Genomic DNA, 19,942 nt, shown 5'->3' with positions numbered 1-19,942 from the left:
CGCTGCCGGCCTCCTCAGAGCATGATCGGGGTGTAGACGGAGTTCTTCTCGGCGCTCTCCTCCACGGCCGCGAGCACGCGCTGCACCTGCAGCCCGTCGGCGAAGGAGGGTTCGGGCGCGCGGCCCTCGGCGACGGCGTGGACGAGATCGCGCGCCTGGTGCACGAAGGTGTGCTCGTAGCCGAGCCCGTGGCCCGGCGGCCACCAGGCGTCCAGGTAGGGGTGTTCGGGTTCGGTGACGAGGATGCGGCGGAAGCCCGCGTGCTCCCCCGGCTCGGTGCCGTCGTGGTACTCTAGCTCGTTGAGCCGCTCCAGGTCGAAGGCGAGTGAGCCGCGCTCTCCGTTGAGTTCGATGCGCAGGGCGTTCTTGCGTCCGGTGGCGTACCGGGTGGCCTCGAAGGAGACCAGGGCGCCGGAGGTGAGGCGGCCGGTGAAGACGGCGGCGTCGTCCACGGTGACCTGCCCCGTCACCCCGTCCGCCGAGCCCGCGGTCAGGCCCCGGGGGGCGCCGGCGGGCAGCGGGCGTTCCCGTACGAAGGTCTCGGTGAGGGCGGAGACGCCCGCGATCCGCTCCCCCGACAGGTACTGGGCGAGGTCGACGATGTGGGCGCCGAGGTCGCCGAGCGCCCCCGATCCGGCCAGCTCCTTGCGCAGCCGCCAGGTGAGCGGGGCCTTCGGGTCGACCAGCCAGTCCTGGAGGTAGGTCACCCGCAGGTGCCGCAGCCGGCCGACGCGGCCCTCGGCGACCATCCGCCGGGCCAGCGCGGTGGCGGGCACCCGGCGGTAGTTGAAGCCGACCATCGCCAGCTGCCCGCGCGCCCCGGCCTCCTCGGCGGCGCGGGTCATCTCCTGCGCCTCCTCGACGGTGTTGGCCAGCGGCTTCTCGCACAGGACGTGCTTTCCGGCGGCGAGCGCGGCCAGCGCGATCTCGGCGTGGCTGTCGCCGGGGGTGCAGACGTCGACGAGGTCGATGTCGTCCCGTTCGACAAGCGCCCGCCAGTCGGTCTCGGTGCTCGCCCAGCCGTGCCGGTCGGCCGCGAGGCGGACGGCGTCGGCGTCCCGCCCGCAGATCGCGGCCAGCACCGGGTTCAGCGGCAGGTCGAAGACCCGGCCCGCGGTGCGCCAGCCCTGGGAGTGGGCGGCGCCCATGAAGGCGTAGCCGACCATGCCGACGCGCAGGGGCGGTCTGGTCGCGGACGCCCCCGTCGCCGCCCCGGCCCCGGCGTCGGTCCCGGTAGCGGTCCCGCTGTCGGTCTCGGCTGCTGCCTCCTCGGCGCCGGCCCCCTCGGGCTGCTGCGGCTGTCCCATGCGGATGTCCTCCTCGTCGTGGTGGCGCGGTGGGGGTGGGCCCCGCCCCGGCGGGCCGGCTGGTCAGGCCGCCGCCGGGACGGCACCCGTCACTTGAAGCCCGTGGACATGTACTGGTCGACGTTCTCCTTGTCGACGACGGCCGAGTAGCAGGTGACGGTCGAGGGGATCTCGAACTCGGCGAGGCCGCTGACGCCCTTGCCCTGGCCGAGCGCGCGGGCCAGGTCGATCGCGGAGGCGGCCATGGTCGGCGGGTAGAGCACGGTCGCCTTCAGTACGCCGCGGTCGGCCTTGATGGCCTCGAAGGCGGAGAGCGCGCCCGCGCCGCCGACCATCAGGAAGTCGTCGCGTCCGGCCTGCTCGATGGCGCGCAGGGCGCCCACGCCCTGGTCGTCGTCGTGGTTCCACAGGGCGTCGAAGTCCGACTGGGCCTGGAGCAGCTGCGCCATCTTGGCCTGGCCGGACTCGACGGTGAACTCGGCGGCCTGGCGGGCCACCTTCTTGATGTTCGGGTAGTTCTTCAGTCCGTCGTCGAAGCCCTGGGTGCGCTGCTGGGTCAGTTCCAGGTTGTCGATGCCGGCCAGTTCTATGACCTTCGCGTTCGGCTTGTCCTTGAGCTTCTCGCCGATGTAGTGGGCGGCGTTGAGACCCATGCCGTAGTTGTCGCCGCCGACCCAGCAGCGGTAGGCCTGGGGGCTGTTGAAGATGCGGTCCAGGTTGATGACCGGGATGCCGGCCCGCATCGCCTTCAGACCGACCTGGGTGAGCGCCTTGCCGTCGGCGGGCAGCACCACCAGGACGTCGACCTTCTTGTTGATGAGGGTCTCGATCTGGCCGATCTGCTGCGCGGTGTCGTTGGACCCCTCGGTGACCTCGAGGGTGACCTCCGAGTACTTCTCCGCGCGCTTCTTGGCCTGGTCGTTGATGGCGTTGAGCCAGCCGTGGTCGGCCTGCGGACCCGCGTAGCCGATGGTGATGGGCTTGCCGGGCTTGTCGTCGGCGGCCGGCTGGGTGTCCGCGGCGGGCTTGTCGTCGCCGTCGTCGGGGTCGTTGCTGGTGCACCCCGTGAGGACGGCACCGGCGGACACGGCGGCGGCTCCGAAGAGCAGCCCTCTGCGACTCGTGAGCTTCGTCATGACGGTGAACCCTTTCCTCAATGCGTGCTTGCGGTACGGCGCTGGACCAGCACGGCGGCGACGATGATCGCGCCCTTGGCGATCTGCTGCACGTCGGTCTGCAGGTTGTTCAGGGCGAAGATGTTGGTGATGGTGGTGAAGATCAGGACGCCCAGCACGGAGCCGAGGATGTGGCCCCGGCCGCCGGTCAGCAGGGTTCCGCCGATGATCGCGGCGGCGATGGCGTCGAGTTCGTAGAGGTTGCCGTTGGTGTTCTGGCCGGAGCCGGCCAGGACGATCAGCAGGAAGGCGGCGATGCCGCAGCACAGCCCGGACAGCAGGTAGAGGTAGAGCCGCTGGCGGCGGACGTCGATGCCGGCCAGGCGGGCGGCCTCCGCGTTGCCGCCGACGGCGACGGTGCGCCGTCCGAAGGTGGTCCGGTTGAGCACCAGCCAGCCGATGACGGTGACGGCCGCGAACACCAGGACCAGCGGCGGGATGCCGAGGATGTAGGCGTCGCGCTCGCCGAGGTCCAGGACGCTGGAGACCGTGACGACCTGGGTACGGCCGTCGGTGATCTGGAGCGCGAGGCCGCGGGCCGAGGCCAGCATGGCGAGGGTGGCGATGAACGGGACCATCTGGCCGAAGGCGATGAGCACCCCGTTGACCAGGCCGCAGCCGACTCCCACCACGATCGCGGTGAAGAGGATGCCGAAGAACCCGTACTCCTGGGTGGCGACCGTGGTCGCCCACACCGAGGCGAGGGCGACGATGGCGCCGACCGACAGGTCGATGCCGCCAGAGACGATGACGAAGGTCATGCCGACGGTGACGACGCCGATCACGGACGCCTGGGTGAGCACCAGCTGGAGGTTGCGGGTGTCGAGGAACGAGTCGGGCTGGGTGATGCCGCCGATGAGGACCAGCACGGCGAGCACGCCGAGCAGGGTGAGGGTGCGGACGTCGGCGCGGCCCAACCGGACCCGCCAGGCGGGCGGAGCGTCCACGGGTGCCGCCTTGCCGGTGCCGTCCCGCGGCGGGGACACGTGCTGCGTCATGACGCCGGACTTCCTTCCATCACGAGGTCGAGTACGCGGTGTTCGTCGAGTTCGCGGGCGGGGGCCTCGTGCACGACGCGGCCCTCGCGCAGTACCAGTACGCGGTCGGCGAGACCCAGTACCTCGGGCACCTCGCTGGAGACCAGCAGGACGGCGAGGCCCTCGTCGGCCAGCCGCCGGATGACGGCGTACAGCTCGGCGCGGGCGCCGACGTCGACGCCGCGGGTGGGTTCGTCGAGCAGCAGGACCCGGCAGCCGCGCAGCAGCCAGCGGGCGAGTACCGCCTTCTGCTGGTTGCCACCGGAGAGGGTGCGCACGGGCACGGACGGGTTGTCGGGCCGCAGCGACAGCTCGCGGGTGGCCTTGCGGGCCGCGCCGAGTTCGGCGCCGCGGTCGATCCAGCCGCCGCGCGAGAAGCGGGACATGGCGGAGACCGACACGTTGCGGGTGACGGACTCCAGCATCAGCAGGGCCTGGGCCTTGCGTTCCTCGGGGGCGAGTCCGAGTCCGGCGCGCACCGCGGCGCGCACGCTGCCCGGCCGGAGCGGGCGCCCGTCGACGAGGACCTGTCCGGCGCTCGCCTTGCGGGCTCCGTAGACCGTCTCCAGGATCTCGGAACGGCCGGAGCCGACCAGCCCCGCGAGGCCGACGATCTCGCCGGGGCGCACCTCCAGGTCGAGCGGGGCGAACTCGCCCTGCCGGGCCAGCCCCCGCACGCTGAGCACGGGTTCGCCCGCGGGCGGGGCGGTGGGCCGGTCCGGGAAGACGTACTCGACGTTGCGTCCCGTCATCAGCGCCACCACCTCGCGGGTGGGCGTGGACTCGGCGGGCAGCGCGCGGGCCACCGCCCGGCCGTCCTTGAGGACGGTGACCCGGTCGCCGATGCGGCGGATCTCCTCCAGGCGGTGCGAGATGTAGACGACGGCGACTCCGTCGGCGGTGAGGTCGGCGACGATGCGGAAGAGGTTGTCGACCTCGTCCGGGTCGAGCGCGGCGGACGGCTCGTCCATCACGATCAGCCGTACGTCGTGGGACAGCGCCCGGGCCATCGACACGATCTGCTGCTGTGCCGCCGACAGGTCGCCGACCAGCCGCGACGGGTCGACCTCGGGGTGCCCGAGCCGCTTGAGCAGCGCGGCCGTCGACGCCTTGGCCGCCTTGCCCCGGACGACGAATCCGGCGGCGGTCGGCTCGTGTCCGAGGTGGACGTTCTCGGCGACCGACAGGTGCTCGACCAGGTCGAGTTCCTGGTAGATGGTGGCGATGCCCAGGCGCATGGCCGCGATGGGCGAGCGCAGGGTGACCTCCTCGCCACGCCAGCGGATGGTGCCGGTGTCGGGCTGGTGGGCGCCGGCCAGCACCTTGATGAGGGTGGACTTCCCCGCGCCGTTCTGGCCGAGGAGGCAGTGCACCTCACCGGCCTGGACGTCGAGGTCGACGCCGTCGAGGGCCCGGACTCCGGGGAACGACTTGGTGATGCCGGACATGCTGAGAAGCGGTGGTTCTGGTGCCATGTGAGGTCCCCTCGGCGGGCGTGCGGGCCGGTGTCAGGGCAGAGCAGAGCAGGGCGTGGCGGAACGGGGCCTGACGGTACGGAGCAGGGCAGGGCTGAGTAGAGCGCTGTGCTGGGTGGAGCTCGTGAACCGAACGGTGGCTACGCGGGTGAGAACAGGTGGTCGCTGATCAGCCGGGCCGCGCCGATGACTCCGGCGGTGGGTCCCAGCTCCCCGAGGACGATGGGCAGGTTGCCGGTCGCCAGGGGCAGCGACTGGCGGTAGACCTGGGTGCGGATGGCGGCGAGCAGGTTGTGGCCGAGGCCGGTCACCCCGCCGCCGATCACCACCAGGCCGGGGTTGAAGAAGCTGACCAGGCCGGCGATGACCTGGCCGGTGCTGCGGCCGCCCTCCCTGATCAGGTCGAGTGCGGTGGCGTCGCCCGCGGCGGCCGCGGCGGCGACGTCGGCGGCGCTGAGGCCCCCGTTCGCCTCCAGCCGGTTCGCGAGTTCGGCCGACTGACCCTGCTGGGCGGCCTCCGTGGCGTCGCGGGCCAGGGCCGCGCCGCTGAAGTGGGCTTCCAGGCAGCCGCGGTTGCCGCAGGCGCACTGGCGTCCCTCGGGCACCGCCTGGATGTGCCCGATGTCGCCCGCGCTGCCCGTGGTCCCGCGGTAGACCTCGCCGCCGACGACGATGCCGCAGCCGATGCCGGTACCGATCTTGACGACGAGGAAGTCGTTCTGGGTGCGGGCGACCCCCGCGTGCTGCTCGCCCAGCGCCATCAGGTTCACGTCGTTGTCGACCATGACCGGGCAGCCGAGTTCCTGGCTGAGTGCCTCCCGTACGGGGAAGCCGTCCCAGCCCGGCATGATCGGCGGTGCCACCGGCACGCCCTCGGGGAAGCGGACCGGCCCCGGGACGCCGATGCCGGCGCCGTCGAAGCCCTCCGCGAGCCCGGAGGCGCGCAGCTTGGCCGCCATGGCCAGCACCTGCTCGAAGACCGCGACCGGGCCCTCGCGCACGTCCAGCGGCTGGTTGATGTGTCCGAGGATCTCCAGCTCGGCGTTGGTGACGGCGACGTCGACCGAGGTCGCGCCGATGTCGACGCCCAGGAAGCGCAGTTCGGGGTGGAGACGGACGTTGTGACTGCGGCGCCCGCCGCGCGAGGCGGCGAGTCCGTCGGCCACGACGAGACCGGTCTCCAGCAGCCGGTCCACCTCGACGGCCAGTTTGGACCTGGAGAGGTCGACCTGGTCGCCCAGCTGGGCACGGGAGTTGGGCCCGCCGTCGCGCAACAGCTGGAGCAGTCGCGCTTGGTGGGCGTTCGCGGGTCGTGCGGTCATGCGTCTCACGAGCCCCTCCCCGCCTCGATCGGCCTTGGGTCCGCCGGTTTCCGGCCACGTCCCTGACTTGCTCCCGTGGCGTGCTTTCGGAGGGAACGTAGCAGCGGGCGCCGGGTGTGGGAAGAAGTCACGCACGAATTGCTGCGAACTTTCTCCTCTGAGTGGACAAAGAAGAGTCCGGCGTCCGAGGGCCCGGGACGCGACGAGGCCGCCCGGCCAGGGTGCCGGACGGCCTGTGAACACCCCTCGAAAGGGCTCTGACCTCAGGATTCTCCGCGCTCGTGGTACGAACGGCGGGTGTGTTCGGTGTGCTCGCGCATCAGCCGGGTCGCCGCCTGCTCGTCCCGTTCGGTGATGGCGGCGATCAGCTTGCGGTGCTCGATCCAGGACTGCCGGCCGCGCTGCCGGGCGATCGGCGTGTAGTACCAGCGGACCCGGCGGTCGACCTGCGCGGCGAGTTCGGCCAGCACCGCGTTGCCCGCCAGCTCCATGACCTTGCGGTGGAAGCGGGCGTTGAAGGCGACGGCGGCGTCCACGTCCTCGGCGGCGACGGCCCGCTCCCCCTCCTCGCACAGCTCCTCCAGCGCGGCGATGCCGGCACTGGAGGCGTTGGCCGCGGCGAGCCGTGCCGCCTCGGCCTCCAGCAGCGTGCGCACCGTCAGGAGCTGGTCCGCCTCCTCCTCCGTCGGCTCGTGGACGAACGCGCCCTGCGCGGGGCGCAGATCGACCCAGCCCTCGGTGTTGAGCCGCTGCAGTGCCTCGCGCACCGGCTGCCTCGACACCCCGAGGTGACCGGCGAGTTCGCTCTCGACGAGGTGCTGGCCGGGTCGCAGGGCCCGGGTGGTGATGAGTTCGAGCAGCGCCTCGTAGACACGGTCCCGCAGCGGGCCGGGCCGTTCGAGCCTGGGCACCGCGCCCTGCGGCAGTCCTGCGGACAACATCAGTCCCCCTCGGCAGCCGGAAAGCAATCAACAGGCAAAGTATTGATTGTCTTTCGTCTACAGTCTACGGCGTGCTCGGCCGTGGAAGCGGGGTGTAGGCCACGTCACACCGGGGGCGCCGGGGTCGTCAGGGGCAGCGGACGACCTGTCCGGCGTAGGAGAGGTTGCCGCCGAAGCCGAAGAGCAGCACCGGGTCGCCGGTGGTGATCTCGCCCCGCTCGACCAGCTTGGACAGCGCGAGCGGGATGCTCGCCGCGGAGGTGTTGCCGGACTCGACGACGTCGCGGGCGACCACGGCGTTGACGGCACCGATCTTGGCGGCGAGGGGTTCGACGATGCGCAGGTTGGCCTGGTGCAGGACGACCGCGGCCAGCTCGGCCGGTTCGAGGCCGGAGCGCTCGCAGGCCTGGCGCGCGATGGCGGGCAGCCGGGTGGTCGCCCAGCGGTAGACGCTCTGCCCCTCCTGCGCGAACCGCGGCGGCGTCCCCTCGATGCGGACCGCGTTGCCCATCTCGGGCACCGAGCCCCACAGCACGGGGCCGATCCCCGCCTCCTCGCCCGGTGCGCAGCCCTCCACGACGGCGGCCCCCGCCCCGTCGCCGACCAGCACGCAGGTGGTGCGGTCGGTCCAGTCGACGACCTCGGACATCTTGTCCGCGCCGACGACCAGCGCCCGGCTGGAGGAACCGGCCCGTACGGCGTGGTCGGCGGTGGCCAGGGCGTGGGTGAAGCCCGCGCACACCACGTTGAGGTCCAGCGCGGCGGGGCCGGGGATGCCGAGGCGGGCCGCGACACGGGCGGCGGTGTTCGGGGAGCGGTCGATCGCGGTGGAGGTGGCGACCACCACCAGGTCCACGTCTGCGGGGGTCAGCCCGGCCGCCGCGAGCGCCTTCGCGGCGGCGTGGCCGGCCAGCTCGTCGACCGGCTCGTCGGGTCCGGCGATCCGGCGCGAACGAATGCCCACCCGGCTCCTGATCCACTCGTCACTGGTGTCGACCATGCCCGCCAGGTCCTCGTTGGTGAGGATCCGGGCGGGCTGGTAGTGGCCGACGGCGGTGATGCGGGAGCCTTGGTGCATGGGTGGAGTCCTCGCTGCCTCGGGGTACGGGATCCACCAGTGTGATCAGTGACCGACGGGTACGACGGCAGGTGATACGACAGGAAACCGGCGCCCGGCTTGTCGGCTTCGGTCAGCACCCTCGGCCGCCCCGGGCCGTCCCGGGTCGCCGGTGTCCGCGCTCACCCGGTGAAGAGCTGGGTCGCCTTCCGCACGAGTTCGTACAGCCCGTAGGCGAGCGGCGCGCCCACCCAGAGCCAGGTGAAGGCGATCAGCGGCCGCCGGTCGGGCACCTCGGCGGCCTCAGGCGGACTCTGGCTGCTGTCGGGTGACATCGTTGCCCTCCTTCGGCGCGGGGACGGTGGTCGCGGGGACGGTGGTCGCGGGCTCGTGGTGCCTGGCGTGGACGGGGCGGACGAGTTCGTTGGCGACGAAGCCGACGACCAGCAGCCCGATCATGATGAGGAAGGAGGTGCCGTACAGGTCCGAGCCGTGCCGCCCCGCCTCCTCCTGGTGATCGGCGATCCAGTTCACGATCAGCGGCCCGAGGACGCCGGCCAGCGACCAGGCGGTGAGCAGCCGCCCGTGGATCGCGCCGACCTGGTAGGTGCCGAAGAGGTCCTTGAGATAGGCGGGGGCCGTGGCGAAGCCGCCGCCGTAGAAGGACAGGACGACCAGCGCGCACAGCACGAACAGCGGCTTGGAGGAGTCGCCGAACAGCGCGATCAGGGTGTACATGAGCGCGCCGACGCCGAGGTAGACGCGGTAGATGTTCTTGCGTCCGATCAGGTCGGAGGTCGAGGACCAGCCGATCCGCCCGGCCATGTTGGCCGCCGACAGCAGGGCCACGAATCCGGCCGCCGCGGTCGCGGACACCGGGGTGGAGGTGTCGGCGAAGAAGTCCGTGATCATCGGCGCGGCCTTCTCCAGGATGCCGATACCGGCCGTGACGTTCATGCAGAGCACCAGCCACAGAAGCCAGAACTGCGGGGTGCGCAGGGCCGACCGCGCCGAGACCTGGACCCCTTCGAGCGGGGCGGGCCGGCCGTCCGCCCGCTGTCTGGGCCGCGGCACCCGCACCAGCAGCACACCGAGCAGCATGAAGACGGCGTACGTCAGTCCGTGGACGAGGAAGGCGAGGGCGATCCCGGAGTTGTCGGTGCCGAAGGACTTCAGCATCTGCGCCGACCAGGGCGAGGCGATGAGGGCGCCGCCGCCGAAGCCCATGATGGCGATGCCGGTGGCCATGCCGGGCCGGTCCGGGAACCACTTGATCAGCGTCGACACGGGCGAGATGTAGCCGATGCCGAGGCCGATCCCGCCGACGAAGCCGTAGCCGAGGACGATCAGCCAGTACTGCTCCATCGCCGCGCCGAGCGCGGAGAGCAGGAAGCCGGAGGAGAAGCAGACCAGGGCGACGGTCATCGCCCAGCGCGGCCCGTGCCGTTCGACGAGCGTGCCGCCGAACGCGGCCGAGAGACCGAGCATGACGATGCCGAGCTGGAAGGGCAGCGCGCTCTGCGTGCCGCTGAGGCCGAGCGCGGACTCCAGGGGCGGTTTGAACACGGACCAGGCGTAGGCCTGCCCGATGGAGAGGTGGACCGAGAGAGCGGCCGGGGGAACGAGCCAGCGGCTCCAGCCCGGGGGTGCGACGGGGGGACTCATGGGTCCCCAACCGTAGGCATCCGGAAAGCGCTTGAGAAGTCTGTTGAGCAGACAACTACAGAAGTCGAGCACACGACTACAGACCACCACTACTACCACCACTACTGCTGCACAAAGCCTTGCCGCCCCAACTTCCATACTGTAGACAATATTTCGTCGACATCATCGGCCGTCTCTCTGTTCCGCTTCCCGGTTCCTCGGTATCCCTCGACCGAACGGAGCTCCCCCGCCATGAAAGTCGCAGTCCTCGGCGCCGGGGCGATCGGCGCCTACGTCGGCGCCGCGCTCCACCGTGCGGGCGCCGACGTGCATCTCATCGCCCGTGGACCGCATCTCGCGGCCATGAGGCAGTACGGGGTACGGGTGCGCAGCCCGCGCGGCGACTTCACCGCGCATCCGCGTGCCACCGACGACCCGGCCGAAGTCGGCCCGGTCGACTACGTGTTCCTGGGTCTGAAGGCCAACTCGTACGCGGCGTGCGGGCCGCTGATCGAGCCGCTGCTGCACCGGACCACGGCCGTCGTGGCCGCCCAGAACGGTATCCCCTGGTGGTACTTCCACCGGCACGGCGGCCCCTACGACGGGCGCCGTCTGGAGAGCGTGGACCCGGCCGGCGCGGTCAGTGCGGTGCTCGCGCCCGAACGGGCCGTCGGCTGTGTCGTCTACGCGGCCACCGAACTGGAGCAGCCGGGCGTGGTACGGCATGTGGAAGGCACCCGGTTCTCGATCGGCGAGCCCGGCCGGGAGGTCTCGCCGCGGTGCCTGGCGCTCAGCGAGGCGATGCGGTCGGGCGGTCTGAAGTGCCCGGTCGAGCCGGACCTGCGGGGCGACATCTGGCTGAAGCTGCTGGGCAACATCTCCTTCAACCCGATCAGCGCCCTGGTCCGGGCCACCATGCGCCAGATGTGCCGGCACGGCGGCACCCGCGCGGTCATCGAGACCATGATGACCGAGACGCTGGCGGTCGCCGCGGCCCTCGGCTGCGAGGTCGGCGTCTCCATCGAACGCCGGATCGCGGGCGCCGAGCGGGTCGGCGACCACCGCACCTCCACGCTCCAGGACCTGGAGCGCGGCAAGCCGCTCGAACTCGACGTCCTGCTCGCGGCCGTCGTCGAGCTGGCGGAGATCACCGGGGTCCCGGTGCCCACCCTGCGCACCGTGCACGCCCTGTCGGACCTGCTCGCGCTGAGGAGCGCCGCATGACGAAACGCGACCGAACCCCCAAGACCTACACCCGCCTCACCCACCCCCTGGTCCGGGACGCGCGCGACGAGCCCTTCCGCCGGGCGACCTGGCAGGAGGCCCTGGACCGCACGGCCCGGGGTCTGGCGGCGGCGCGCGGCGCGTTCGGGATGTTCTCCTGCGCCCGGGCGACCAACGAGATGAACTACGTGGCGCAGAAGTTCGCCCGGGTGGTCATGGGCACCCACAACGTCGACTCCTGCAACCGCACCTGCCACGCACCGAGCGTCGCGGGCCTGTCGGCCGCCTTCGGCTCGGGCGGCGGCACCTCCTCCTACGAGGAGATCGAGCACACCGACGTCATCGTGATGTGGGGCTCCAACGCCCGCTTCGCGCACCCGATCTTCTTCCAGCACGTGCTGAAGGGCATACGGGGCGGCGCCCGCATGTACGCCGTCGACCCGCGCCGCACCTCCACCGCCGAGTGGGCGGAGAGCTGGCTCGGACCGAACGTCGGCACGGACATCCCGCTGGCCCACGCGGTCGGCCGCGAGATCATCCACGCGGGCCTGGCCAACGAGTCCTTCATCGCCCGCGCGACGACGGGCTACGACGACTACAAGGCCCTGGTCGAACCCTGGACACTCTCCCTGGCCGAGAAGGTGACGGGCGTACCGGCCGCCGCCATCCGCGAACTGGCGCACGCCTACGCCCGCGCCGAGCGCGCCCAGCTGTGCTGGACCCTGGGCATCACCGAGCACCACAACGGCACGGACAACGTCCGCGCCCTGATCAACCTCTCCCTGCTCACCGGCCACGTCGGCCGCTACGGCTCCGGCCTGCAACCCCTGCGCGGCCAGAACAACGTGCAGGGCGGCGGCGACATGGGCGCCATCCCCAACCGGCTCCCCGGTTTCCAGGACGTGCTCGACCCGGAAGTCCGGCGGAAGTTCGAGACCGCGTGGGACACGGTGGTCGAGCCGCGCCACGGCCTCACCCTGACGGAGATGTTCGAGGCGATGGACGAGGGCACGCTCCGCGCCGTCTACTGCATCGGTGAGAACCCGGCCCAGTCGGAGGCGGACGCCGAACAGGCGGTACGCCGCCTGCGCGCCCTGGACTTCCTGGTGGTCCAGGACATCTTCCTGACGAAGACCGCAGAACTGGCCGACGTGGTCCTCCCGGCGACGGCCGGCTGGGCGGAGACCGAGGGCACCACCACCAACAGCGAGCGACGCGTCCAGCGCGTGCGCCGGGCGGTAACCCCGCCGGGAGAGGCCCGGGAGGACATCGACATCCTCTGCGACCTCGCGTCCCACCTGGGCCACGACTGGAAGTACGCCGACGCGGAGGCCGTCTGGAACGAGCTGCGCTCCCTCTCCCCCGACCACCACGGGATGACGTACGCCCGCCTGGAGGAGCACCAGGGCATCCAGTGGCCGTGCCCGAGCACCGAGGAGCTGGAACCTACGTACCTGCACGGCAGGTTGTGGGCCCGGGACCCGGCCGCCCGGGGCCGCCGCGCCCCCTTCGGCCTCGTCCGGCACGACCCGCCGGTGGACCTCACCGACGAGCGGTACCCGATCCGGCTGACCACCGGACGCCGCCTCGACTCCTACAACACGGGTGTGCAGAGCGGGAGTTACTCCTCACCCCTGCGCCGCGGCGAGTCCGTCGAACTCTGCCCCGAGGACGCCGAACGCTACGGGGTCGTGGTCGGCGAGGAGGTCCGGGTGACCTCACGGCGCGGCTCGTTGCTGGCCCCGGTCTGGGTCGACCCGGCCCTGCGTCCCGGACTGGCCTTCATGAGCTTCCACTTTCCCGACGAGGTGGACACCAACCAGCTGACCATCGAGGCCAACTGCCCGATCGCCGGGACGGCGGAGTTCAAGGCCTCGGCGATCCGGATCGAGAAGGTGAGCACCGGTGGACCTGCGCTTCGGTGACGGCAAACCCACGGACGAGGAACGCGAGGCCGTGGACGCCCTGCTCGGCCCGCCCGAGTCCTCCTGGGAGGGCGCGGACCGCTCCGACGCGGACCTCAGATGGGCGCGCGGCGGCCGTGAGGCCCGGGCCCGCCGCGACCAGCTCCTCCCGGCCCTGCACGCGCTCAACGACCGGGTCGGCTGGATCAGCGAGGGCGCCCTGGACTACGTGTGCCGCCGCCTGACGGTCCCCCCGGCCGAGGCGTACGGGGTGGCCACCTTCTACGCCATGTTCTCCGTCCGCCCCCGCCCGGCGACCGTCCTGCACGTCTGCACGGACCTGGCGTGCACGGCGGCGGGCGCGAGTGAGCTGTGCGCGGCGGTGGAGACACGCCTGGGCCCGGAGAGCGGCGTGAAGGTCGAGCGATCCCCCTGCCTGGGCCTGTGCGAACGGGCCCCGGCAACTTTGACGATCCGGGCGGGCGATCCAGCCCGTCCGGCGCTTGAGGACGAGGCCGTCCAGGCCGAAAGCGGGGGTCCGGGGGCGGCAGCCCCCGGGGACGGGAACGGGAAGGGGCGGCGGGGGCGAAACACCCTCCACGCGACGGCGGTATGCGCCCCCGCAACCCCCGACCGAGCGGTCGCGGCGGCCACCGCCCCCGAAACCGCCCCCGCCGAACCCGCCCCCGAAGCCGCCGTCCCCCAGACCGGCGACCCGAACCTCACCCTCCTCCACCGCATCGGCACCACCGACCCCACCTCCCTCGACGACTACCGCGCCCACGGCGGCTACACCGCCCTCCGCCGCGCCTTCACCCTCGGCCCCGCCGCCGTCATCCGCGAGGTCACCGACGCCGGCCTGGTCGGCCGGGGCGGCGCCGCCTTCCCCACCGGCCGCAAGTGGCAGGCGACGGCCGCCCAGCCCGACCACCCGCACTACCTGGTCTGCAACGCCGACGAATCCGAACCGGGCACCTTCAAGGACCGCGTCCTCATGGAGGGCGACCCGTACGCCCTGGTCGAGGCGATGACGATCGCGGCCTACGCGACCGGCGCCCACCAGGGCTACCTCTACCTCCGCGGCGAGTACCCCCGCGCCCTCGCCCGCCTCACCCACGCCGTGGAACAGGCCCGCACCCGCGGCCTGCTCGGCGACGACGTCCTCGGCCAGGGCTACGCCTTCGACATCGAGATCCGGCGCGGCGCCGGCGCCTACATCTGCGGCGAGGAGACGGCCCTGTTCAACTCCATCGAGGGCTACCGCGGCGAGCCCCGCTCCAAGCCCCCGTTCCCCGTCGAGAAGGGCCTGTTCGGCAAACCGACGGTGGAGAACAACGTGGAGACCCTGGTCAACGTCCTCCCCATCCTGACGAGGGGCGCCCAGGCGTACGCCGCGACCGGCACCCCCACGTCCACCGGCCCGAAGCTGTTCTGCGTGTCGGGCTCGGTGGCCCGCCCCGGCGTCTACGAACTCCCCTTCGGCGCCACGCTCGGCGAACTGCTCACCCTCGCCGGGGTCCGCGACCACCTCCGAGCGGTCCTGCTCGGCGGTGCCGCCGGCGGTTTCGTCCGCCCCGACGAACTGGACATCCCGCTCACCTTCGAGGGCACCCGCGAGGCGGGCACGACCCTGGGCTCCGGCGTCGTCATGGCCTTCGACGACACGGTCCCGCTCCCCCGCCTCCTGCTCCGCATCGCCGAGTTCTTCCGCGACGAGTCGTGCGGTCAGTGCGTGCCGTGCCGGGTCGGCACCGTCCGCCAGGAGGAGGCGCTGCACCGGATCGCCGACCGCACGGGCGCCGCGGCGGCCGACGACATCGCCCTGCTGCGCGATGTCGGCCGAGCGATGCGGGACGCCTCGATCTGCGGTCTGGGGCAGACCGCGTGGAACGCCGTGGAATCCGCCATCGACCGTCTGGGGGCGTACGAATGACCGCGATACCGCTCGGAGTGCCGCGCCGCCTGGTGGAGTTCACCCTCGACGGGCAGGAGGCCAGGGTCCCCGAAGGGTCGACGATCCTCGACGCCTGCCGGGCGGCCGGGAAGGACGTCCCGACCCTGTGCGAGGGCGACACGCTCACGCCGAAGAACGCCTGCCGGGTCTGCGTGGTGGACGTCGAGGGCGCCAGGACCCTCGCACCGGCCTGCTCGCGCAGGGCCGAGCCCGGCATGGTCGTGCGCACGGACACCGAACGCGCCCGGCACAGCCGCAAGGTCGTCCTCGAACTCCTCGCCTCCTCGGTCGACCTCTCCACGACCCCCTCGGTCGCACAGTGGATCAAGGAGTACGCGGCCGAGCCCGACCGCTTCGGCCCGGACGCGGCCCGCGTCGACGAGGAACCGCGCGTCGACAACGACCTCTACGTACGCGACTACGGCAAGTGCATCCTCTGCTACAAGTGCGTGGATGCCTGCGGCGACCAGTGGCAGAACAGCTTCGCCATCTCCGTCTCCGGCCGCGGCTTCGACGCCCGGATCTCGGTCGAGCACGACGGCCCGCTGACCGATTCGGCGTGCGTCTACTGCGGCAACTGCATCGAGGTGTGCCCCACGGGGGCGCTCTCCTTCAAGTCGGAGTTCGACATGCGGGCGGCGGGCACCTGGGACGAGGAGCGGCAGACCGAGACGACGACGGTGTGCGCGTACTGCGGAGTGGGCTGCAATCTCACGCTCCACGTGCAGGACAATGAGATCGTGAAGGTCACCTCACCGCACGACAACCCGGTGACCCACGGCAACCTCTGCATCAAGGGCCGCTTCGGCTACCAGCACGTACAGAACCGGGACTGACCGGCACAAGGGGCACGACATGGGACGCGTCACGGAACGACGCAAGGTCATCCGCATCAGGGACGGGGCGGTCTCCTCCCGCCCGGACACGCTCGTCGCCGAGGAACCGCTGGAGATCCGGCTGAACGGCAAGCCGCTCGCCATCACGATGCGCACCCCGGGCGACGACTTCGCGCTGGCGGCGGGTTTCCTGGTGAGCGAGGGCGTGCTCGCCAAGCAGGCCGACCTCCAGAACATCGTGTACTGCGCGGGCGCCACGGTCGACGGGTCCAACACCTACAACGTGGTCGACGTGAAGACCTCCCCCGGTGTGCGAATCCCGGACATCACCCTGGAGCGGAACGTCTACACCACCTCCTCCTGCGGCCTGTGCGGCAAGGCGAGCCTGGACGCGGTGCGTACGACGGCCCGCTGGCCCATCGCCGACACTCCCCCGGTCCGCGTCACCCCGGAACTCCTCGCGGAACTGCCGGACCGGCTGCGCGCCTCCCAGCGAGTCTTCGACCGGACCGGCGGGCTGCACGCGGCGGCGCTGTTCACCGAGGACGGCGAACTGGTGGACGTACGGGAGGACGTGGGTCGGCACAACGCGGTCGACAAGCTGGTCGGGCGCGCCCTGCAGAACGGGGACCTGCCGTTGTCCCGGTCCGTGCTGCTGGTGTCGGGCCGGGCCTCCTTCGAGCTGGCGCAGAAGGCCGTGATGGCGGGCATCCCGGTGCTGGCCGCGGTGTCGGCGCCGTCCTCGCTGGCCGTGGACCTGGCCGCCGAGACCGGGCTGACCCTGGTGGGCTTCCTGCGCGGCAGCTCCATGAACGTGTACGCGGGTGAGGACCGGGTCGCCCTGCGGGCCGCGGCCGCCCAGGGCTGACCCACCTCTCCCCGCGGCACGGCGGCGGGGCCCCTGCCGGCGGGGAGCGCCCCCTGCGCCCCAGGGGCCCCGCCTCTTCCACGTCGGTGTCCGACACGCGGGGGACGGCGCGGTCCCCGCGGACACGGGACACCTCTTGTACTGATGTCCGGACGAAGGGTCCCCTCCCGACAGCAGCCCGAAGGGCAGACCGCGCCATGCCGCCTCGCTCTCCCCGACCGCTTCGGCTCGCGCTCGCCGCGTCGTGCGCGCTCGTGCTGTCCGCCGTCCCGGCGCACGGGCAACCCGACGACCGCGCACCCGGGTTCGAGGAGCAGGTGCTCTTCGACGCGGCCCGCGACCCCGGCGGCTACGCCTGCTTCCGCATCCCGGCGATCGTGCGCACGACGGACGGCACCCTGCTCGCCTTCGCCGAGGGCCGCGTCCTCGACTGCGGGGACGCCGGCGACATCGACGTCGTCCTCAAACGCTCCACCGACGGCGGACTCACCTGGGGTCCGCTCCAGGTCGTCAACGACGGCGGCGGCGACACCCACGGCAATCCGGCCCCGGTCGTCGACCGTGCCACCGGCCGCGTCCTGCTGCTGGAGACGTACAACGCGGGCCGCACGGACGCCGCCAACTGCGCGGTGCCCTGCGCCCGCACGCCGCACCTCCAGTACAGCGACGACGACGGCCGCACCTGGTCCGTGCCCCGCGACCTGAGCCCCGAGATCCTGCCGCCCGACTGGAATTCCTGGTACGCCACCGGCCCCGTGCACGGCGTCCAGCTCACCGGCGGCGCCCACCCGGGCCGGCTCGTCGTCGGTGTCAACGCCGAGACGTGGGACGGCGAGCGAAGCGAGATGGGGGTCCCCCCGGCCGGAGGCTGGGGGAAGGTCACCGCCAACCACGCGGCCCTCGTGGTCAGCGACGACGGCGGCGAGCACTGGAAGGTGGGTGCCACCGACACCTGGCCCGTCGCCGCCGACGGCACCTTCCGGCAGAAGCCCTCCGAACTGACCCTCACCGAACGTGCCGACGGCGCCCTCCTGGTCAGCGGCCGGGAGGAGAACGGCACCGACCTCGGCCACCGCACCCAGGCCCTCAGCCGTGACGGCGGCGACACCTTCGCGGCCCCCTTCCGGGCCCTGCCCGACCTGTACGCCCCGCAGGTGCAGGGCGCGGTGCTGCGCCTCGGCGACCGCACCCTGCTGTCCGCACCGGCCGACCCCGACCGCCGCCGGACCATGACGGTCCGCTCCTCCTGGGACGGCGGCGCCACCTGGGACAGCGTGGACCGCGGCACGCTCGTCACCCGGGACTGGTCGGGCTACTCGGACCTGGTGGCCGTCGACGACGGCACCGTGGGCCTGCTGTACGAGGGCGGGGCGCTGGACGCCCGCGACGAGATCCGCTTCGCCCGCTTCACCGAGGACTGGCTCGCGCCACGCCGGCCCGCCGACCCGACCACCCCCGACCTCGCGCCCGGTGCGGCGCCCGCGGCGGTGCTCGGCGGCGCCGGTACGACGGACGGCGCGGTGGGCGGCGCCCTCGCGTTCGACGGCGCCGACGACGCCGTACGACTGCCCTACGACGGGCGGCTGACGCTCGGGGAGGGGGACTTCACGGCGTCGCTGCGGTTCAGGTACTCGGCTTCCGGCGGGGAGCAGCCGCTGCTGTGGATGGGCGGCGTCGGCACGACGCAGCCCCAGGTGTGGCTGCGCGCCGAGCCGGGCAACGGGCGGGTGCAGGGCCTGATCACCGCGCGCGACGGCGCGGCGGCCCCGCGCTCGGCCTGGGTGCGCGCCGACCGGGCCCTCAACGACGGGCAGTGGCACCGTCTGGCCCTGCGTCGCGGCGGGGGACGGCTCACGTTGTTCGTCGACGGTACGGCGGCGGCGGACGCGGCGGACGTGCCGGGTTCGGCCAGCCGGAACTCGCCCTTCGGGGTGCACCTCGGCGAACGGGTCGACGGCCGGGCCCGCTTCACCGGCGCCGTCGACGACGTCCACGTGTGGAACCGGGCCCTGACGGACGCGGAGATCGCCGCGGGGGACCCGCCCGCCGCCACCGGGAACGCCGTCCTGCACCTGCCCCTGGACCGGGTGGACGGGGCGGGCACGGGCGGCTGACCGGCACCGCGCGGGCGCGCGGGTCTCAGCGGGAACGGCCGCCGGTGCCGACCGCGGTGCGCGCCGGGGCGGCCGGCTCCTCGGACGGGAGGGCCTCCGGGTCGCGCGAGCGCCGCTTGGCGATCACCGCGCACACCATCAGCTGCATCTGGTGGAAGAGCATCAGCGGCAGTACCGCCAGCGAGGCGTGGGCGCCGAACAGGACGCCGGCCATGGGCAGTCCGGCGGCCAGCGACTTCTTGGACCCGGCGAACTGGATCGCGATCCGGTCCTGGCGCCCGAAGCCGAGGCCCTTCGCCCCGTACCAGGTCAGGAGCAGCATCACGGCCAGCAGGACCGCCTCGACGGCCAGCAGCCCGGCCAGCCGCACCGGGCTCACCTGGTGCCAGATGCCCTGGACCATGCCCTCGCTGAACGCCGTGTAGACGACCAGGAGGATCGAGCCGCGGTCGACGAGCCCGAGCACCTTCTTGTGCCGGGCGACGAAGCCCCCGATCCAGCGGCGCAGCAGCTGCCCGGCCACGAAGGGCACCAGCAGTTTCAGCACGATCTCCACCACCGAGTCGGCGGAGAACCCGCCCCCGCTGCCGCCCAGCAGGGCGGCGGCCAGCAGCGGGGTGACGACGATGCCGACCAGCGAGGAGAAGGACCCGGCGCAGATGGCGGCGGGCACGTTGCCGCGGGCGATGGAGGTGAAGGCGATCGACGACTGGATGGTCGACGGGACCAGGGTGAGGAAGAGCAGGCCCTGGTAGAGGGGGTCGGTCAGGAAGACCGGGACCAGGCCGCGGGACGCGAGGCCGAGCAGCGGGAACACCACGAAGGTGCAGGCCAGCACGGTGACGTGGAGCCGCCAGTGCCGGACGCCGTCCATCGCCTCACGGGTGGACAGCCGGGCCCCGTAGAGGAAGAAGAGGAACGCGATCGCGCCGGTCGAGGCGCCGGAGGCGACGTCCGCGCCCGTGCCGCGGGCCGGGAGCAGCGCCGCGAGTCCCACCGTGCCGAGCAGCAGCAGGATGTACGGGTCGATCGGCATCCAGCGCGGCCAACTCAGGCGTTTCACGGTGCTCCACATGCTCGCTGT

16 protein-coding genes are annotated in these 19,942 nt (G+C 72.4%); 6 read left to right on the top strand and 10 right to left on the bottom strand.

The window, feature by feature from the left end; genetic code table 11:
* Window positions 1-14: 14 nt before the first annotated feature.
* The 9 genes from ACGH52_RS32590 to ACGH52_RS32550 form a co-directional block, all read right to left on the bottom strand.
* Window positions 15-1,307, bottom strand: a complete 1,293-nt coding sequence (locus ACGH52_RS32590; protein ID WP_399944548.1) for a Gfo/Idh/MocA family protein — start codon at window positions 1,305-1,307, stop codon at window positions 15-17.
* An 89-nt stretch (window positions 1,308-1,396) separates the two neighbouring features.
* Window positions 1,397-2,443, bottom strand: a complete 1,047-nt coding sequence (locus ACGH52_RS32585; protein WP_059300156.1) for a substrate-binding domain-containing protein — start codon at window positions 2,441-2,443, stop codon at window positions 1,397-1,399.
* Window positions 2,444-2,460: 17 nt separating this feature from the next.
* On the bottom strand, window positions 2,461-3,480 hold the full coding sequence (locus ACGH52_RS32580) for an ABC transporter permease (protein ID WP_059300155.1): 1,020 nt from the start codon (window positions 3,478-3,480) through the stop codon (window positions 2,461-2,463).
* Window positions 3,477-4,994, bottom strand: a complete 1,518-nt coding sequence (locus ACGH52_RS32575; protein ID WP_123627234.1) for a sugar ABC transporter ATP-binding protein — start codon at window positions 4,992-4,994, stop codon at window positions 3,477-3,479. The genes ACGH52_RS32580 and ACGH52_RS32575 overlap by 4 nt, the downstream gene beginning before the upstream one ends.
* 140 nt (window positions 4,995-5,134) lie before the next feature.
* Window positions 5,135-6,316: an ROK family protein gene (locus ACGH52_RS32570; RefSeq protein WP_399944543.1), complete on the bottom strand. Its 1,182-nt coding sequence runs from the start codon at window positions 6,314-6,316 to the stop codon at window positions 5,135-5,137.
* Between the two features lie 263 nt (window positions 6,317-6,579).
* Window positions 6,580-7,257 carry a GntR family transcriptional regulator gene (locus ACGH52_RS32565; RefSeq protein ID WP_063124378.1) on the bottom strand — a complete coding sequence of 226 codons (678 nt, stop codon included), beginning with the start codon at window positions 7,255-7,257 and terminating at the stop codon, window positions 6,580-6,582.
* A gap of 127 nt (window positions 7,258-7,384) precedes the next feature.
* The gene (locus ACGH52_RS32560) at window positions 7,385-8,335 is read right to left on the bottom strand and encodes a beta-ketoacyl-ACP synthase III (protein ID WP_076977246.1); all 951 of its coding nucleotides are present in this window, start codon (window positions 8,333-8,335) and stop codon (window positions 7,385-7,387) included.
* 161 nt (window positions 8,336-8,496) lie between these two features.
* On the bottom strand, window positions 8,497-8,649 hold the full coding sequence (locus ACGH52_RS32555) for a hypothetical protein (RefSeq protein ID WP_171987485.1): 153 nt from the start codon (window positions 8,647-8,649) through the stop codon (window positions 8,497-8,499).
* The gene (locus ACGH52_RS32550) at window positions 8,618-9,979 is read right to left on the bottom strand and encodes an OFA family MFS transporter (protein ID WP_210977008.1); all 1,362 of its coding nucleotides are present in this window, start codon (window positions 9,977-9,979) and stop codon (window positions 8,618-8,620) included. The genes ACGH52_RS32555 and ACGH52_RS32550 overlap by 32 nt, the downstream gene beginning before the upstream one ends.
* Window positions 9,980-10,210: 231 nt before the next feature.
* On the opposite strand from ACGH52_RS32550, the gene ACGH52_RS32545 reads away from it, so the two are divergent.
* From ACGH52_RS32545 to ACGH52_RS32520, 6 genes are all read left to right on the top strand, one after another.
* Window positions 10,211-11,182: a 2-dehydropantoate 2-reductase gene (locus ACGH52_RS32545; protein WP_399944538.1), complete on the top strand. Its 972-nt coding sequence runs from the start codon at window positions 10,211-10,213 to the stop codon at window positions 11,180-11,182.
* Window positions 11,179-13,107, top strand: coding sequence for a molybdopterin oxidoreductase family protein (locus tag ACGH52_RS32540; protein ID WP_399944535.1), 1,929 nt, complete (start codon window positions 11,179-11,181; stop codon window positions 13,105-13,107). Before ACGH52_RS32545 ends, ACGH52_RS32540 begins: the two co-directional genes overlap by 4 nt.
* Window positions 13,088-15,019, top strand: coding sequence for an NAD(P)H-dependent oxidoreductase subunit E (locus ACGH52_RS32535; protein ID WP_399944532.1), 1,932 nt, complete (start codon window positions 13,088-13,090; stop codon window positions 15,017-15,019). The genes ACGH52_RS32540 and ACGH52_RS32535 overlap by 20 nt, the downstream gene beginning before the upstream one ends.
* A complete protein-coding gene (locus tag ACGH52_RS32530; RefSeq protein ID WP_076977242.1) occupies window positions 15,016-15,876 on the top strand; it encodes a 2Fe-2S iron-sulfur cluster-binding protein in 861 nt (286 codons plus the stop codon). Before ACGH52_RS32535 ends, ACGH52_RS32530 begins: the two co-directional genes overlap by 4 nt.
* A gap of 19 nt (window positions 15,877-15,895) precedes the next feature.
* Entirely contained in the window at window positions 15,896-16,744 is an 849-nt protein-coding gene (fdhD, locus tag ACGH52_RS32525) for a formate dehydrogenase accessory sulfurtransferase FdhD (RefSeq protein ID WP_399944528.1), read from the top strand.
* Between the two features lie 197 nt (window positions 16,745-16,941).
* A complete protein-coding gene (locus ACGH52_RS32520) occupies window positions 16,942-18,858 on the top strand; it encodes an exo-alpha-sialidase (RefSeq protein ID WP_399944525.1) in 1,917 nt (638 codons plus the stop codon).
* 25 nt (window positions 18,859-18,883) lie between these two features.
* Here the strand turns inward: ACGH52_RS32520 and ACGH52_RS32515 are convergent, their stop codons facing one another.
* Window positions 18,884-19,921: a bile acid:sodium symporter family protein gene (locus ACGH52_RS32515; protein WP_399944522.1), complete on the bottom strand. Its 1,038-nt coding sequence runs from the start codon at window positions 19,919-19,921 to the stop codon at window positions 18,884-18,886.
* Between the last annotated feature and the right edge of the window lie 21 nt (window positions 19,922-19,942).

Origin of the sequence: Streptomyces sp. BBFR25 (assembly GCF_044590125.1) — a bacterium.
Lineage (GTDB): Bacteria > Actinomycetota > Actinomycetes > Streptomycetales > Streptomycetaceae > Streptomyces > Streptomyces canus_D.
This window is presented reverse-complemented; position numbering and strand designations above follow the sequence as displayed.

What these genes read in the sequence shown, in the direction of transcription:
- ACGH52_RS32530 (WP_076977242.1), top strand. Translation starts at nt 15,016, where the DNA reads ATGACCGCGATACCGCTCGGAGTGCCGCGCCGCCTGGTGGAGTTCACC.
- ACGH52_RS32585 (WP_059300156.1), bottom strand. Translation starts at nt 2,443, where the DNA reads ATGACGAAGCTCACGAGTCGCAGAGGGCTGCTCTTCGGAGCCGCCGCC.
- ACGH52_RS32560 (WP_076977246.1), bottom strand. Translation starts at nt 8,335, where the DNA reads ATGCACCAAGGCTCCCGCATCACCGCCGTCGGCCACTACCAGCCCGCC.
- fdhD (WP_399944528.1), top strand. Translation starts at nt 15,896, where the DNA reads ATGGGACGCGTCACGGAACGACGCAAGGTCATCCGCATCAGGGACGGG.
- ACGH52_RS32555 (WP_171987485.1), bottom strand. Translation starts at nt 8,649, where the DNA reads ATGTCACCCGACAGCAGCCAGAGTCCGCCTGAGGCCGCCGAGGTGCCC.
- ACGH52_RS32545 (WP_399944538.1), top strand. Translation starts at nt 10,211, where the DNA reads ATGAAAGTCGCAGTCCTCGGCGCCGGGGCGATCGGCGCCTACGTCGGC.
- ACGH52_RS32570 (WP_399944543.1), bottom strand. Translation starts at nt 6,316, where the DNA reads ATGACCGCACGACCCGCGAACGCCCACCAAGCGCGACTGCTCCAGCTG.
- ACGH52_RS32540 (WP_399944535.1), top strand. Translation starts at nt 11,179, where the DNA reads ATGACGAAACGCGACCGAACCCCCAAGACCTACACCCGCCTCACCCAC.
- ACGH52_RS32550 (WP_210977008.1), bottom strand. Translation starts at nt 9,979, where the DNA reads ATGAGTCCCCCCGTCGCACCCCCGGGCTGGAGCCGCTGGCTCGTTCCC.
- ACGH52_RS32580 (WP_059300155.1), bottom strand. Translation starts at nt 3,480, where the DNA reads ATGACGCAGCACGTGTCCCCGCCGCGGGACGGCACCGGCAAGGCGGCA.
- ACGH52_RS32565 (WP_063124378.1), bottom strand. Translation starts at nt 7,257, where the DNA reads ATGTTGTCCGCAGGACTGCCGCAGGGCGCGGTGCCCAGGCTCGAACGG.
- ACGH52_RS32575 (WP_123627234.1), bottom strand. Translation starts at nt 4,994, where the DNA reads ATGGCACCAGAACCACCGCTTCTCAGCATGTCCGGCATCACCAAGTCG.
- ACGH52_RS32520 (WP_399944525.1), top strand. Translation starts at nt 16,942, where the DNA reads ATGCCGCCTCGCTCTCCCCGACCGCTTCGGCTCGCGCTCGCCGCGTCG.
- ACGH52_RS32590 (WP_399944548.1), bottom strand. Translation starts at nt 1,307, where the DNA reads ATGGGACAGCCGCAGCAGCCCGAGGGGGCCGGCGCCGAGGAGGCAGCA.